This window comes from Streptomyces aureus (genome assembly GCF_000725495.1).
In the GTDB taxonomy this organism is placed as follows: Bacteria; Actinomycetota; Actinomycetes; order Streptomycetales; family Streptomycetaceae; genus Streptomyces; species Streptomyces aureus_B.
Genome location: NZ_JNZD01000030.1, coordinates 20,709 through 35,168 on the forward strand (window position 1 = coordinate 20,709; position 14,460 = coordinate 35,168).

The 14,460-nt window shown below is 71.4% G+C and carries 12 protein-coding genes; 10 read left to right on the forward strand and 2 right to left on the reverse strand.

Features of this window, described 5'->3' with window-relative positions; genetic code table 11:
- Positions 1-106: 106 nt before the first annotated feature.
- The 6 genes from IO36_RS30115 (at position 107) to IO36_RS30140 (ending at position 6,797) form a co-directional block, all read left to right on the forward strand.
- Positions 107-952 carry an MIP/aquaporin family protein gene (locus IO36_RS30115; RefSeq protein ID WP_037624310.1) on the forward strand — a complete coding sequence of 282 codons (846 nt, stop codon included), beginning with the start codon at positions 107-109 and terminating at the stop codon, positions 950-952.
- A 41-nt stretch (positions 953-993) separates the two neighbouring features.
- Positions 994-2,511, forward strand: coding sequence for a glycerol kinase GlpK (gene glpK / locus IO36_RS30120; protein ID WP_037624311.1), 1,518 nt, complete (start codon positions 994-996; stop codon positions 2,509-2,511).
- Positions 2,512-2,788: 277 nt separating this feature from the next.
- Positions 2,789-3,280 carry a peptidylprolyl isomerase gene (locus IO36_RS30125; protein ID WP_037624312.1) on the forward strand — a complete coding sequence of 164 codons (492 nt, stop codon included), beginning with the start codon at positions 2,789-2,791 and terminating at the stop codon, positions 3,278-3,280.
- Between the two features lie 364 nt (positions 3,281-3,644).
- Positions 3,645-4,247, forward strand: a complete 603-nt coding sequence (locus tag IO36_RS30130; RefSeq protein ID WP_245173540.1) for a hypothetical protein — start codon at positions 3,645-3,647, stop codon at positions 4,245-4,247.
- A gap of 505 nt (positions 4,248-4,752) precedes the next feature.
- Entirely contained in the window at positions 4,753-5,190 is a 438-nt protein-coding gene (locus IO36_RS30135; protein WP_037624313.1) for a DUF485 domain-containing protein, read from the forward strand.
- Positions 5,187-6,797 carry a sodium/solute symporter gene (locus IO36_RS30140; RefSeq protein WP_037624314.1) on the forward strand — a complete coding sequence of 537 codons (1,611 nt, stop codon included), beginning with the start codon at positions 5,187-5,189 and terminating at the stop codon, positions 6,795-6,797. The genes IO36_RS30135 and IO36_RS30140 overlap by 4 nt, the downstream gene beginning before the upstream one ends.
- 204 nt (positions 6,798-7,001) lie before the next feature.
- Here IO36_RS30140 and IO36_RS30145 read toward each other — a convergent pair whose 3' ends face one another.
- Both IO36_RS30145 and IO36_RS30150 read right to left on the reverse strand, forming a co-directional pair.
- Positions 7,002-8,495 carry a long-chain-fatty-acid--CoA ligase gene (locus IO36_RS30145; protein ID WP_037624315.1) on the reverse strand — a complete coding sequence of 498 codons (1,494 nt, stop codon included), beginning with the start codon at positions 8,493-8,495 and terminating at the stop codon, positions 7,002-7,004.
- A complete protein-coding gene (locus IO36_RS30150) occupies positions 8,492-9,529 on the reverse strand; it encodes a TauD/TfdA family dioxygenase (protein ID WP_051901062.1) in 1,038 nt (345 codons plus the stop codon). The genes IO36_RS30145 and IO36_RS30150 overlap by 4 nt, the downstream gene beginning before the upstream one ends.
- A 293-nt stretch (positions 9,530-9,822) precedes the next feature.
- Here IO36_RS30150 and IO36_RS30155 point away from each other — a divergent pair, with 293 nt between their 5' ends.
- The 4 genes from IO36_RS30155 (at position 9,823) to IO36_RS30170 (ending at position 14,409) form a co-directional block, all read left to right on the forward strand.
- Positions 9,823-10,824 carry an AraC family transcriptional regulator gene (locus IO36_RS30155; protein WP_037624316.1) on the forward strand — a complete coding sequence of 334 codons (1,002 nt, stop codon included), beginning with the start codon at positions 9,823-9,825 and terminating at the stop codon, positions 10,822-10,824.
- A 356-nt stretch (positions 10,825-11,180) separates the two neighbouring features.
- Positions 11,181-12,233 (forward strand): beta-keto acid cleavage family enzyme, encoded by a 1,053-nt coding sequence (locus IO36_RS30160; protein ID WP_037624317.1) that lies wholly within the window; start codon positions 11,181-11,183, stop codon positions 12,231-12,233.
- 243 nt (positions 12,234-12,476) lie between these two features.
- The gene (locus IO36_RS30165) at positions 12,477-13,451 is read left to right on the forward strand and encodes a quinone oxidoreductase family protein (RefSeq protein ID WP_037624318.1); all 975 of its coding nucleotides are present in this window, start codon (positions 12,477-12,479) and stop codon (positions 13,449-13,451) included.
- Between the two features lie 49 nt (positions 13,452-13,500).
- Positions 13,501-14,409: a TauD/TfdA dioxygenase family protein gene (locus IO36_RS30170; RefSeq protein WP_037624320.1), complete on the forward strand. Its 909-nt coding sequence runs from the start codon at positions 13,501-13,503 to the stop codon at positions 14,407-14,409.
- Positions 14,410-14,460 lie beyond the last annotated feature (51 nt).

Consider the following 14,460-nt stretch of genomic DNA (forward strand, 5'->3'; position numbering starts at 1 on the left):
TCTCCAGATTTGGTGCAATTCATCCTTGATCATCCTATTGTGAGATGAGGAGGGGGCTCGGGCGGCGGTCAACGGCCGGTCCAGAACCGGCGGGAAGCGGGCTTCCATGACTGATCGGTTCAAGAACGCGGGGATCATCGGCGAGATGTCGGCCGAGTTCCTCGGCACGATGATTCTCATCCTCTTCGGTTGCGGCGTGGTGGCCCAGGTGGTCGCCGGCGGCGCACTCACGACACCTCCGGGCGGCCTCGGCAACCACGACAGCATCGCGTGGGCCTGGGGCATCGGCGTCACGATGGGTGTCTACGTCGCGGCACGGCTGAGCGGCGCGCACCTCAACCCGGCGGTCACCGTCGCGCTCGCCACGTTCAAGGGATTCCCGTGGCGCAAGGTGGCTCCCTACGTCGTGGCCCAGACCATCGGCGCGTTCGTGGCAGCCATGATCGTTCGCTGGAACTACACGGAGGCCCTGGCGAAGGCCGACCCCGGCCACACCATCAAGACCCAGGGCGTGTTCTCCACGCTGCCCGCCAACGGCAACCCGAACCTGCCCGTCCACGAGTGGGGCGCGTTCCGCGACCAGATCATCGGCACCGCCATCCTGCTGCTGGTGATCCTCGCCGTCACGGACCTGCTCAACACCCCGCCCGGCGCGAACCTGGGCCCGTTCATCATCGGCCTGCTGGTCGTGGGCATCGGCATGGCGTGGGGCACCAACGCGGGCTACGCCATCAACCCGGCACGTGACTTCGGACCGCGACTGGCCAGCTTCCTCACGGGATACGGAGGGGCCTGGCGAGATCAGTACGGCAACTTCTACTTCTGGGTGCCGATCATCGGTCCGCTGATCGGCGGTGTGCTCGGAGCAGGCGCGTACAAGCTCTTCGTCGGCCGGTTCCTGCCGACGGCGGAACCCGAGCCCGCGGGACGCATCCCGGTCCCCAAGGACTGACACCCCCGGCAGACTGACACCCTCGGCAGAGGCGGCAACCCATGGCTGACTTCGTGGGCGCGGTGGACCAGGGGACCACCAGCACCCGATTCATGATCTTCGACCACGCCGGCAACGAGGTGGCGAAGCACCAACTGGAGCACGCCCAGATCCTTCCGCGATCCGGCTGGGTCGAGCACGACCCGGTGGAGATCTGGGAACGCACCAACTCCGTGATCCAGAACGCCCTGCGGCACAAGAACCTGACCGCCGAGGACCTCGCGGCGATCGGGATCACCAACCAGCGGGAGACCACCGTCGTGTGGGACCCGCGCAACGGGCGTCCCTACTACAACGCCATCGTCTGGCAGGACACCCGGACCGACTCCATCGCCGCGGCCCTGGAACGGTCGGGCCAGGGCGACGTCATCCGCCGCAAGGCGGGGCTGCCCCCGGCGACCTACTTCTCGGGCGGCAAGATCCAGTGGATCCTGGAGAACGTCGACGGGGTCCGCAAGGCGGCGGAGGACGGGCACGCGCTGTTCGGCAACACGGACGCATGGGTCCTGTGGAACCTGACCGGCGGTCCCGACGGCGGCATCCACGCGACCGACGTGACCAACGCCAGCCGCACCATGCTGATGGACCTGGAGACCCTCGACTGGGACGACGAACTGCTGGGCTTCTTCGGTGTCCCGAGGTCCATGCTGCCCAGCATCAACTCCTCGTCCGACCGCGAGGCGTACGGCACGACGCGCACGTCCAGGCCGCTGCGCGCCCCGATCCCCATCACCGGAGTGCTCGGCGACCAGCAGGCGGCCACCGTGGGGCAGGTCTGCTACGCGCCGGGCGAGGCCAAGAACACGTACGGCACCGGCAACTTCCTGGTCCTCAACACCGGGACGGAACTGGTCCGTTCGCAGCACGGCCTGCTGACCACCGTGGCCTACCGGTTCGGCGCCGACCCCGCGGTCTACGCACTGGAGGGCTCCATCGCGGTCACCGGTTCCGCGGTGCAGTGGCTGCGCGACCAGATGAAGGTCATCACGGACGCGGCGGACAGCGAAACCCTGGCGCGCACCGTGGAGGACAACGGCGGGATGTACTTCGTCCCGGCGTTCTCCGGCCTGTTCGCCCCGTACTGGCGTTCCGACGCCCGCGGCGCGATCGTCGGACTCGCGCGGTACAACAGCAACGCCCACCTGGCCCGGGCGACGCTGGAGGCCATCTGCTACCAGAGCCGCGACGTCGTCGAGGCGATGGAACAGGACTCCGGAGTCCATCTGGACGTGCTCAAGGTCGACGGCGGCGTCACCGCCAACGACCTGTGCATGCAGATCCAGGCCGACGTCCTCGGCGTACCGGTCAGCCGTCCCGTCGTCGCCGAGACGACGGCGCTCGGCGCCTCGTACGCGGCCGGGCTGGCCACCGGCTTCTGGCGGGACACCGACGAACTGCGCACCCACTGGCAGGAGTCCAAGCGCTGGGAGCCCGAGTGGTCCGAGGACCGGCGTCAACAGGGCTACGCCGACTGGAAGAGGGCGGTGGAGCGCACGCTCGACTGGGCGAAAGTGGAATAGGAGGGACCCACCGGTCCCACCGGTGACCGGCGACGTTCCGTCCGGCCCCGGGCACCCTGTGTGTCCGGGGCCGGAGCCCGTCACGGCCCTCCGCGTGTGCGGCCGCGAACCCCGCGCCCGCCGCGGCGGACCGCCGGTCCCCGGTGTCCGTGTCACCGGCGGCCACTCGCCGCCCCGCTCCGGGCCACCTGCCCGATGATCACCCCCGGTCACGCGCCCACCGGCTCAGCTTCTCTATGCTCGGAGGCGAAGCATCGTATCCATGAGGAGCAGAGCAATGAGCCAGAACGTCTTCTTCGAGGTCACCGCCGACGGCAAGCCGCTGGGCCGCATCGAGTTCAAGCTCTATGACGACGTCGTCCCGAAGACCGCGCAGAACTTCCGCGAGCTCGCCACCGGCAAGCACGGCTTCGGTTACGAGGGCTCGCCGTTCCACCGCGTCATCCCCGGCTTCATGCTCCAGGGCGGCGACTTCACGCGCCAGAACGGCACGGGCGGCAAGAGCATCTACGGCGAGAAGTTCGCGGACGAGAACTTCACGCTCAAGCACACCAAGCCGGGTCTGCTGTCGATGGCCAACGCGGGTCCGAACACCAACGGCTCGCAGTTCTTCGTCACCACCATCGTCACCGACTGGCTGGACGGCAAGCACGTCGTCTTCGGTGAGGTCGTCGAGGGCATGGACGTGGTGAAGAAGATCGAGGCGCTCGGCAGCGACTCCGGCCGCACCAGCGCGAAGATCGTCGTCTCCAAGAGCGGCACCGTCTGATCGGTCCGGCAGCCGGTCCGGGGGTCTTCCCGCGGACAACCTGCCTATGGGGGCGGCGGATCACCCATCCGCCGCCCCCGCCCCGCTCCCGCCCACAGGTCATCGGGGCCCGCAGAAGTGCCCGCCGCACGGGACTCCGCCGCCACCTGGTTCGATCACGCCCCACGCGTCGCGGCGCCCCGAAAGACTTCGGCCGGATTCATGGCCGGATCCCGTACACCAGGGGACCGTCCCGCCCCCGAGGGGTACCCCTCCCCGAACGCGCCGAGGCGCGCGAGGGTTGGGGGCCCGGGTGGGGTGCAGGGGGCGGACACCGGGAAAACGCCTGTCCGGACGCGCGCGGCGACGGTCGGCCGTCCGCCGGTTGCGTGCGGAAGGGGCCTACGGGCCCGCACTGCGTGAGGTGCTGCCCGCGCTCACGGCGCTCGTCGTCGTGATCTGCGCGGTCGTCGCCGGACTCGCCGTCGGCTACCGCGTGGCCGGCGTCGCCGTACCCCTCGGTGCCCTGGCCCTCGTGGCCGTCACCACGCCCGCCGCGATCCGGCGCTACCGTCCGCGGGCCCTTCGGCGCGGGGGCATCTACACCCCCGAGGAACTGGCGGAGCTCGACACGCAGGGGCTGGCCCTGGCCGTCTCGAGGATGCTGCGCCGGGACGGCTGGCGCGTGTTCCCGCAGCGCCGGGCCGAGGACCGGGTCCGGGTCCGCGCACGGGACGGGCACGGCCGGCGGCTCGAGGTCGCGTTCCGGCCCGTGGCCGAGCCCCTTCCCGACGAGGACACCCCCTCGCGTCCGGCGCGGCCCGGCGGTCCCGGCCCACCGCTGCGTCTCGTGGTGCACCGTGGGGCGTTCACCCGGCGTGACGTCCTGTGGGCACGGCGCCAAGGGGGCGTGCGGCTGATCGACGGTTCGTGCCTGCGGCGCTGGGCGCACGGAACTCCGCTCAGCGAACTGCGCGACTCCTCCTGAACGCCGGCCGGGTCCTCGAACGCGCACCGGCCCGTCGTCGGAGTCGAGAGCCACGCCGGGCGCACGCCCGGAGTCCGGGATCCGCACCGGACCCGCTCGCGGACGCCCGCGGTCCCGTACGGCGACACGCGCCACCCCGTACCACCGACACGCGCCCTCCCGCGCCGGGGACACCGGCCGCATCCTGCCTCCGTCGGCCGCCCGGACCACCTCGTCGACCGACACCAGCGCACTCGGCGCACCGCCTCACGGCGGGTCCCGTGCCGCCGCCGCGTGCACCGTCCGTCCGTCCCCCAGCGCGCCTCAGCCCTCACTCCGAGCCCGGGCGCAACAGCGGTTTCTTCGACAACAGACGAGGTCAGAGGCATGCCAATGCTCCGACCAGGCAGTTGGAGGAAAGCCCTTCGCACGGGCCGAGGAGCCGAATAGCGTGCGAGGACCCGAGCCGTCCCCCACCGTCCCGCGGTCCGTGCACGCCGGGCCCGCACCCCACCAGGAGACCGGCATGTCGTACGACAGTCCCACCCCCCGGCCCGCGCGAGCGCCGCGGGGACACCCCAGCTCCTTCGCCCGCCACGTCCCCGACCCGGCCGCGGCGGAACCCTTACGCGGCGGGGCATCACCCCGCGCCCGGACCGGGCACCACCGCGATCTGCGCATCCTGCGCCGCGCCTACCGCCGGCAACGGCGCGTAACCACGTTCGTGGTGCTCGGCTGCTTCACTCTCTTCCTCGGCCTGACCGCCGGCTGCCCCTCCCTGATGGAGCGGCCCGTCACCGGCGGTCTCCCGACGGGCCTGGTCGTCGCCCTCGCCCAGATCCCCGCCACCTGGCTCGCCGTGCTCGTCTACGAACGCACCGCCCGCCGCTACGTCGATCCCCTCGCACACCGGGTGAACCGGAGCGTCCCGTGGGCCGGCGGCGAGCAGGAGCGGAACCGGTGAGCGCCTTCGCCGGCACCACCCAGTCCTGGTCGCTCGTCGCCTTCTCCATCGCCGTCACCATCACCCTGCTGCTGTGCGTGCTGACCGGCCCCGACAGCGACGATCTCGCCGAGTTCTACACCGGCTACCGCTCGCTGTCCCCGCTGCGCAACGGACTGGCCATCGCCGGCGACTACATCTCCGCCGCGACCGTGCTGACCATCGGGGGCGTGATCGCCCTGTGCGGTTTCGACGGTGTCGTGCTGGCCCTGAGCACGCTGCTGTCGCTGCTGGTGTTGATGTTCCTGCTGGCCGAACCCCTGCGGAACACGGGCGAGTTCACCATGGGCGACGTCCTGGCCCGCCGCATGCCCGGGCGGGCGGTGCGGATCACCGGCTGCGGTGTCACGGTCGCCGCCCTCGTGCCGATGATGCTCGTCCAACTGGCCAGCACGGGGCAGCTGTTGGCGTTCATCCTCGGCTTCACGGACAGCTCCATGAAGACGGGCTGCATCGTCGGGGTCGGGGCGCTGATGATCACCTACGCGGCCATCGGCGGCATGCGGGGCACCGCGCTGATCCAGCTCCTGAAGATGGTCGTTCTCCTCGGTTCCGGGATCGCCGTCTCCGTGCTGATCCTCGGCCGGTTCCACTGGGACCCCGGTGAGCTGTTCACCACCGCCGCGCACCGCAGCGGCGCGCCGGAGGCGTTCCTGCACGGCGGGCTCCAGTTCGCCGGCGGCCCGCATCCCCGGCTCGACATGATCAGTACGCAGTTCGCCATCGTGCTCGGCGGAGCCTGTCTGCCGCACGTGACCATGCGGATGTTCACCGCCAACAGCGCCCGCCAGGTGCGGCGTTCGATGTCCTGGGCGGTGTCGTCGGTGGCGTTGTTCATGCTGGTGGCGGGCGTCGTGGCCGTCGGCGCGACGGCGATGATCGGCCGGTCCGGCGTCACCGCCGCCGATCCGCGCGGGCACACCGCCTATCTGCTGGGCTCACGGGCCGCGTTCGGCCCCGTGGTGTCCCGGGCGGAGACCCTGGTGTTCACCACGGTCACCACGGCGATCTTCCTGACGCTGCTGGCCTCGGTCGCCGGCATGACCCTCGCCTGCGCCAACTCCCTGGCCCACGACGTCTTCGCGGGCCGCGGCAAGGGCATGTCGTCCCAGCGCGAGACGGCCTTCGCCCGCGGCTCGGCGCTGGTCGTCGGCGCGCCCGTGATCGCGCTCGCGGTGGTCGTCCAGAACAGGAGCCTCCAGCCGCTGGCCACCATGTCCTTCTGCGTGGGCGCCTCGGCGATCGCCCCGGCCCTGGTCTACAGCCTCTTCTGGCGCCGCTACACCCGCGCCGGTCTGCTGTGCACCCTCGTCGGCGGCACCCTCGCCGTCCTGGTCCTGATGCCGGGCACCCGGCTCGTGTCGGGCTCCCCGACGTCCGCCTTCCCGGCCGCCGACTTCAACTGGTTCCCGTTCACCACCACGGGCCTGGTGTCCATCCCGCTGGGCTTCCTCTTCGGCTGGCTCGGCAGTCTGCTCTCCGGGCGCCGCGCGGCCGACCGGGAACGCGGGGTGTACGAGAGCGTCGAGAGCCTGATCCTCGCGGGGCCGCGGCAACGGGGGCGGTGAGCCCGTCGGGACCCGGGCGGACTCGGGAGCTGGATCGGGAGCGGGAGCGGTGACGGCGGGGGGCGGCTTGGGGGCCCGGCGCCGGCGGCGGGGGGCGGCTCCGGGTCCCGGTGACGGCGGCGGGGTGGCCGTCGTCACCGGGATCCTCTTCCTCAAAGGCTCACGGGTTTGTCCTCAAGGGCTCACGCCCCCGTCCTCAAGAGCTCACGCGCCGTCGACCACGATCTCGCGCTTGAGGATCTTGCCCGTGGGGCCCTTGGGCAGTTCGGCCGTGATCTCGACGATCCGGGGGTACTTGTACGCCGCGACCCGCTCCTTGGCGTGGGCGCGGATCTCCTCGGCCGTGGCCTCGGCCCCGGGCCTGAGGGTGACCACGGCCGCGACCTCCTCGCCGTGCAGGGGGTGCGGCACGCCCACGACGGCGGCCTCGGCGACGGCGGGGTGCTCGTACAGCACCTCCTCGATCTCACGCGGGTAGACGTTGTAGCCACCGCGGATGATCATGTCCTTCTTGCGGTCGACGATGAAGTAGAACCCGTCCTCGTCGACACGGGCCAGGTCGCCGCTGTGGAACCACCCGTCGCGGATCGCCTCCGCGGTGGCCTCGGGGCGCTTCCAGTAGCCGGTCATGACGTTCTCGCCGCGGATGGCGATCTCGCCCACCTCGCCCGGCGCGGCCACACCGCCGTCCTCGGCGACGAGCCGCATCTCGACCCCGCGGATGGGTACGCCGATCGAGCCCGCCTTGCGCGGCCGGTCGGGGTGGTTGAACGCGGCGACCGGTGACGTCTCGGAGAGTCCGTACCCCTCGAGGACGGCGGCGCCGAAGCGCCGCTCGAAGCCGTGCAGGACCTCGACCGGAAGCGCGGCCCCGCCCGAGACGGCCAGGCGCAGCAGGCCGGCGTCGAAGCCCTCGGGCAGTTCGGCGTGCAGCAGGGCGGCGTACATGGTGGGCACGCCGAGGAAGACGGTGACCTTGTCGCGTGCGATGACCTCCAGGGCGCTCACCGGGTCGAACCGGGGCAGCAGGGTCAGCGTGGCTCCGGTCGCCACAGCCACGTTGAGCGCGCACGTCTGGCCGAAGGCGTGGAAGAGGGGCAGGCCGCCGAAGAGCACGTCCTCCGGGCCGACCTGGAGGAGGGTCTCGGCCGTGGTGAGGGTGTTGCGGGCCAGGTTGCGGTGGGACAGCTCGGCGCCCTTGGGCGTGCCGGTGGTGCCCGAGGTGTAGAGGATCAGGGCGGCGTCGTCGTCGGCCCGGTCCGGGGTGTCGTGCAGGGGCTCGTGTCCGCTCAGCAGGGCGTCGAAGGTCGCGGGGTCGGTCACCAGGCAGTCGGTGCCCGTCTCGGCGGCGGCCTTGGTCACCTCCTCGGCGAAGAGCGGGAAGACCAGGGCGGCCCGCGCTCCGCAGTCGCGCAGGGTGAAGGCGACCTCGCGGGCCTTGAGCAGCGGATTCATCGGGACGACGACACCGCCGGCCCGCAGGATGCCGTAGTAGAGGACCGGGAACAGCGGGACGTTGGGCATGGTCAGCGCGACCCGGTCGCCCGGCGCGACGCCGCGGTCCCGCAGCAGCGAGGCCACCCGGGCACTGGCGTCGTCGAGTTCGGCGTACGTGAGCGTGCTGTCGTCGTGGCGGACGGCGACGCGCTCCCCGTGGGCCCGGGTGGTGGCGGCCAGAAGGGTGACGAGGTTGGTCATGCCGGCTTTCTCCTTGAGTTCGTCGCGCGGGGCGCGGCGGTGGCGCGCGGTCGGATCACATCGCGAAGCGTGACCCAGGGGGGTGTGTCCTGGCTACCGGCACCCCGGGGTGAGGCCAGCCACAGTCGCAGCAGGTGGCGCCCGGGTTCCGGTGGACGGTGGTCCTCGAACGCCGAGCGGGCGTGCATCACCCGGTGGGTGTTGACCAGCAGCAGGTCCCCGACCCGGAGGTCGAGGTCGAGCCGGTGGTCCGGGGAGGCGGCCACGGAGTCGATGAGGTCGAAGAGTTCCCGGTCCTCGGGCTCCAGACGGGGCACCTCGGGGAAGCGCTGGGCGGATTCGAGGTAGCACCGGTTGTACCGCATGCCGGGCGCCCCGGCCGGCCCGCCGGGCCGGGTGACCAGCGGGGCGCTGGTGCAGGGCGGCTCTCCGGGGGCGTGTTCGTCGCGGCGGTCGAAGTGGTACGTGCGGTGGAGGCGCCCGGCGAGATCGGGGCGCAGCTCCAGGACGGCGTCGTGCACCGCGGCCGAGCTGACCAGGGAGACCTGTCCGCCGGAACGGGGCTCGCGCAGCGGCATCAGGGCGAGCAGATCGGTGGGGTCGGTGTGGAAGGGCAGGGCCTCCCGGGTCTGGTAGCCGCGTACGGCGGGGTCGCCCAGGCTCCGGCCGGTGTCCCGGACGTGGCCGAGGACGACACCGTCGGCGTTCTGCGGCACGGGGTGCCCCAGATGGCGGCCGATCCCCCAGAACACGGTGCTCGCGGCACTCTCGCCGAGCCGCTCGACGGGGATGCCCCGGACGACCGCGAACCCACGTCCTTGGTCCAGGACCGCGGAAAGGCGCGCCAGGTCGGCGGCGAGGCCGGGAAGCGGGAAGTCGGCGGCGGTCAGCCTGAGCAGGGTGAGATCCCGTCGGCGGGTCTCCTGGAGGGCGGCGTCGATCTCGGCGAGCCGGGTCTCCGACAGGTCGAGCCGCCACTCCTCGGGCCCGCCCAGCTCGGGCCCCTTCCACACCGAGGGGTCCGGGCGGGGCATGGGCGCGGACGCCGCCCGGTCCGTGCCCGGCCTGGGAGCGGATGCTGCCTGATCCGCGCCCGGCCGGAGAGCGGATGCTGCCTGATCCGCGCCCGGCCGGGGATTGGACGGTGCCCGGTCCGCCGTTCCCGTCATGTTCGCCTCCCATCCGTCGGGTGTTCACCCGTGGACGAGGGGTCACCCCGCTCGGACCCTGCCGGTGAACGGCGTCATGCTAGGTTCCTCGACCACCGCCGCGCTTGTTCTGGCGGGACAGGAGACTTTGCTTTTCGGGACATTCCTGGAGCGTGCCCATGAGACCGCTGGTCCGCACCGCCGCCCTGAGCGGCTATGTCGAGCTGTGCCGCTCCCTCGGGATCGATCCGCAGGCACTCCTGAAGCGGGTGGGTCTGGACACCGCCGCCCTCACGGTCCAGGACCGGTGGATCTCCGGCACCGCGGCCGTCCAGGTGCTGGAACTGTCGGCGGCCGAGTCCGGTCACGAGGACTTCGGGGTCCTGCTCGCGGAGTTCCGCCGTTTCTCCACGCTCGGCCCCATCAGCCTCGTGGTCCGCGAGGAACCGGACGTGCGCAGCGCGCTCGAGATGCTGATCCGCCACCAGTACATGTACAACGAGATCCTGCACACCCGGCTCTCCGAGGGGGACGGGCTGGCCACGCTGAAGGTGGATCTGCGGCTCGGTGAGGCGATGGAGTCCCGGCAGGCCACGGAGCTGGCCGTCTCCGCGTACCACCGCATCCTGACGGACTTCCTGCACGCCCGCTGGCAGCCGCTCTCGGTCTGGTTCCGGCACTCCGCGCCGGCGGACACCTCGGCGCACGAGGCCGCCTTCGGCACCGTCGTGGAGTTCGGCCGCGAGATCGACGGGATCGTCTTCTACGCCGACGACCTGGACGCGCCCAACGCCATGGCGGACCCGCTGATGCGCGAGTACGCCCGTCAGTACTTCGACGCGATCGCCGTCCCGAAGGACACCACCGCCGCGGACCGGGTACGCGAACTGATCGAGATCCTGCTGCCGACGGGGCGCTGTTCGATCGAGCAGGTCGCCCGCAGCCTCGGCGTCGACCGGCGCACCGTGCACCGTCATCTGGCCGCCTCGGGGGAGACGTTCTCCTCGCTCCTGAACGTCACCCGCCGGCATCTCGCCGAGCAGTTCGTCGCCAATCCCCGGCGGTCGCTGACGGAGATCTCCGACCTGCTCGGGTTCTCGTCGCTGAGCGGGTTCTCCCGGTGGTTCCGCGAGCAGTTCGGATGCAGCCCGCGAGCGTGGCGCGGCAGCAGGACGCCGTAGCAACTCCCTTTACGCGCCCGGAATCACGGGGCCGGGCCCGCACCGCGGCCCGGTGACGGCCCAAGCCGGCCTCCGCGTGGGCGATGTCCCCAAATGACAAATCATCCGTCCCCTGAGGGCAAGCACGCCTCCTGACTCGGCCCTACCTTGGCACCACCGCACAGAAGACGCGGTCGGCCGTCGGAGGGAGCCGCACACTCCCCCTGGCTCCCTCCGGACCGGCCGATCGCAGTGGGCCCCGCCCGCGCCCGCTGTCACCGGTGACCCGCATCGATCCCGCCGGATTCCCGAGGCCCCGCGCCGTACGCGGCGACGCCCCCGGCACGTGATCGCAGATCCGACGAAGGAGACGGACCGTGCACTTCCACGACGACTCGCTCTTCCCCGAGAACCAGGAAAAGCTCGTCATCCAGGCCGCCCCGTACGGCCCCGAATGGCTCCCCGGCGACGCCGACGACCTCCCCCTGACGATGGACGAGCACGTGCAGGCGGCCGTCGACTGCTACAACGCCGGTGCCACCGTCCTCCACATCCACGTACGCGAGCTCGACGGCAAGGGCTCCAAGCGCCTGTCCATGTTCAACGAGCTGATCGGACGACTGCGCGAGGCCGTGCCGGACATGGTCCTGCAGATCGGCGGATCGATCTCCTTCGCCCCGGAGGGCGAGGGCTCCGAGGCCAAGTGGCTGGACTTCGACAGCCGGCACATGCTCGCCGACCTGGACCCGAAGCCGGACCAGGTCACCATCGCGATCAACACCAGCCAGATGAACATCGTCGAGATCATGACCGACGACGATCTGGAGGGCACCTCGATCGCCAAGCCCGACTACTACAAGGCGTACCGGGACATGTACCTGGAGGCCGGTCCGGACTTCTATCTGGAGCACCTCAAGCGCCTCGGCGAGAGCGGCATCCAGCCGCACTTCCAGCTCGCGACCCTCGCCCAGTTGGAGACCGTGGAGCGCCTGATCCGCTCCGGCGTCTACACCGGCCCGCTGGTCCTCAACTACGTGGCGATCGGCGGCGGTTTCGCGGGCCGGCACCCCGCCGACCTGATCGAGTTCGTCCGCCGCGTGCCCGACGGCGCCGTCCTGACCATCGAGAGCTCGATGCGTGCCGTGGCGCCCATGAACGCGATCGGCATCGCGCTCGGTGTGCACGTCCGGGTGGGCAACGAGGACAACCTGTGGCGCCGCAAGGGCGAGCGGATGTCCAGCGTCGAGCAGGTCGAGCAGATGGTGCAGATCTCGCAGGCTCTCGGCCGTGACATCGCGACCGGCGCGGAGGCCCGAAAGATCTACAGGATCGGCGAGACCTTCTCGAGCACCGACGAGACGCTGGCCCAGCTCGGCATGGTGCCCAACCGCCGTCCCGGACAGCGCGGTTTCATGCTCCGCGACGCCTGACCCGACGCCCCGCCCCGCCCTCCGGACCCGGCCCACCGGACCCACCTCTCCGGACCCCGCCGACCGGCCCCCGCCCACCGGGCCCGCCCGGCGTGGCACGCCGGACCACGGCGGAGCCCGCAGCGGTGCGGCCCGGTCCCCGCGGCCCGGTCCCCGCGGCCCGGGACCGCCGGGGCCAGACCCCCCGGCCCCGGCGGTCCCTTCCTCCCCTCATCCATCCGACACGAACTACGGAGCGCCCCCGTGGCCCACGCCATTCGATTCAAGGAGACCGGCGGTCCCGAGGTCCTGCGCTGGGAGGAGGTCGTCGTCGGCGACCCCGGCCCCGGCGAGGTCCGGATCCGGCACCACGCGGTCGGACTCAACTTCGCCGACACCTACTTCCGCACCGGTCTCTACCCCGCGCCGCTGCCCGCCGGTCTCGGCGTCGAGGCGGCGGGTGTGATCGAGGCAGTGGGCGAGGGCGTCACCGGATTCGCCGAGGGCGACCGGGTCACGTACACCGGAAGCCCGCTCGGCGCGTACAGCACGGAGCGGGTGATGCCCGCCGGCTCCCTGATCCGCCTGCCGGACGGCATCCCCTTCGAGACCGCCGCCGCCATGACCATGCGCGGTCTGACCTCCGCGTACCTGGTGCGCAGGATCCACCCGCTCAAGGAGGGCGACACGGTCCTGCTCACCGCGGCGGCGGGCGGCGTCGGCCTCATCGTCTGCCAGTGGGCCAAGCTCCTCGGACTGAACGTCATCGGCACCGTCTCCACCGAGGAGAAGGCCGAACTGGCCCGGGCACACGGCTGCGACCACGTCATCCACTACCGGCGCGAGAACGTGGCCGAGCGGGTGCGCGAACTCACCGACGGCGCCGGGGTCCCGGTCGCCTTCGACAGCGTCGGCAGGACCACCTACGCCTCCTCGCTCGCCTCGCTGCGCCGCCGCGGACTGCTCGTCTGCTTCGGCACCGCCTCCGGGCCGGTCCCGCCCATCGACGCCATGCAACTCGCCGTCCAGGGCTCGCTGTTCGTCACCCGGCCCGCGCTCGCCGACTACATCGCGGACCCCGCCGAGCGGGCGGAACTCGCGGACGAACTCTTCGGCCACGTCCTGTCCGGACGCATCGGCATCCAGGTCAACCAGCGCTACGCGCTCGAGGACGCCGCCCGGGCGCACCGCGAACTCGAGGCGGGCACGACCACCGGGTCGTCCGTCCTCGTGCTCTGAACCCACCACTCCCCCGCGGTCAACTCCACTGCCACCAGGAGGAAGCACCATGGAACACACCCTCGCTCCCCCCGAGGGCGCGCCGGTCCGCGCCCATCACCGCGGCTCCATCCGGGTCGAACCGCTGACCTGCTCGATCGGCGCGGAACTGTCCGGCGTGAACCTCGGCGACGCCGCACGGGACGACGACCTCTTCGAGGAGATCCGGTCCCTGCTGCTGCAGTACAAGGTGCTGTTCCTGCGCGACCAGGACATCACGCGCGCCGAACACGTCGCCTTCGCCGAGCGGTTCGGCGCGCTGGAGGACCACCCGGTGGCCGGCAGCGATCCCGAGCACCCCGGCCTGGTGCGGATCTACAAGGATCTGGACAGCCCGGCCGAGCACTACGAGAACGCCCTGCACACGGACGGCACCTGGCGCGAGAACCCGTCGATGGGCGCGGTGCTGCGCTGCATCGAGGGGCCGGCCGTCGGCGGGGACACGATCTGGGTCAACATGGCCGAGGCGTACCGACGGCTGCCCGAGGACATCCGCGCCAAGGTCCGGGGGCTGCGGGCCCGGCACAGCATCGAGGCCACCTTCGGCGCCGTGATGCCCGAGGAGAAGCGGCACGCCCTCAAGGCGCAGTTCCCGGACGCCGAGCACCCGGTGGTGCGCGTCCACCCGGAGACCGGCGAGGAGATCCTCTTCGTCAACGCGTTCACCACCCACTTCGTCAACTACCACACGCCCGAGAACGTCCGGTTCGGACAGGACTTCGCCCCGGGCGCGGGCCTCCTGCTCAACTACCTGATCGCCCAGGCCGCGGTCCCCGAGTACCAGGTGCGCTGGCGCTGGACCCCGAACAGCGTCGCCATCTGGGACAACCGCTCCACCCAGCACTACGCCGTGCAGGACTACTGGCCCGCCGTCCGCCGCATGGAGCGCGCGGGAATCGTCGGCGACAGACCGTTCTGACCCCCTTTTTCCAACAGCGCGTGAGGTGATGACAATGGAGTTGCACACCAC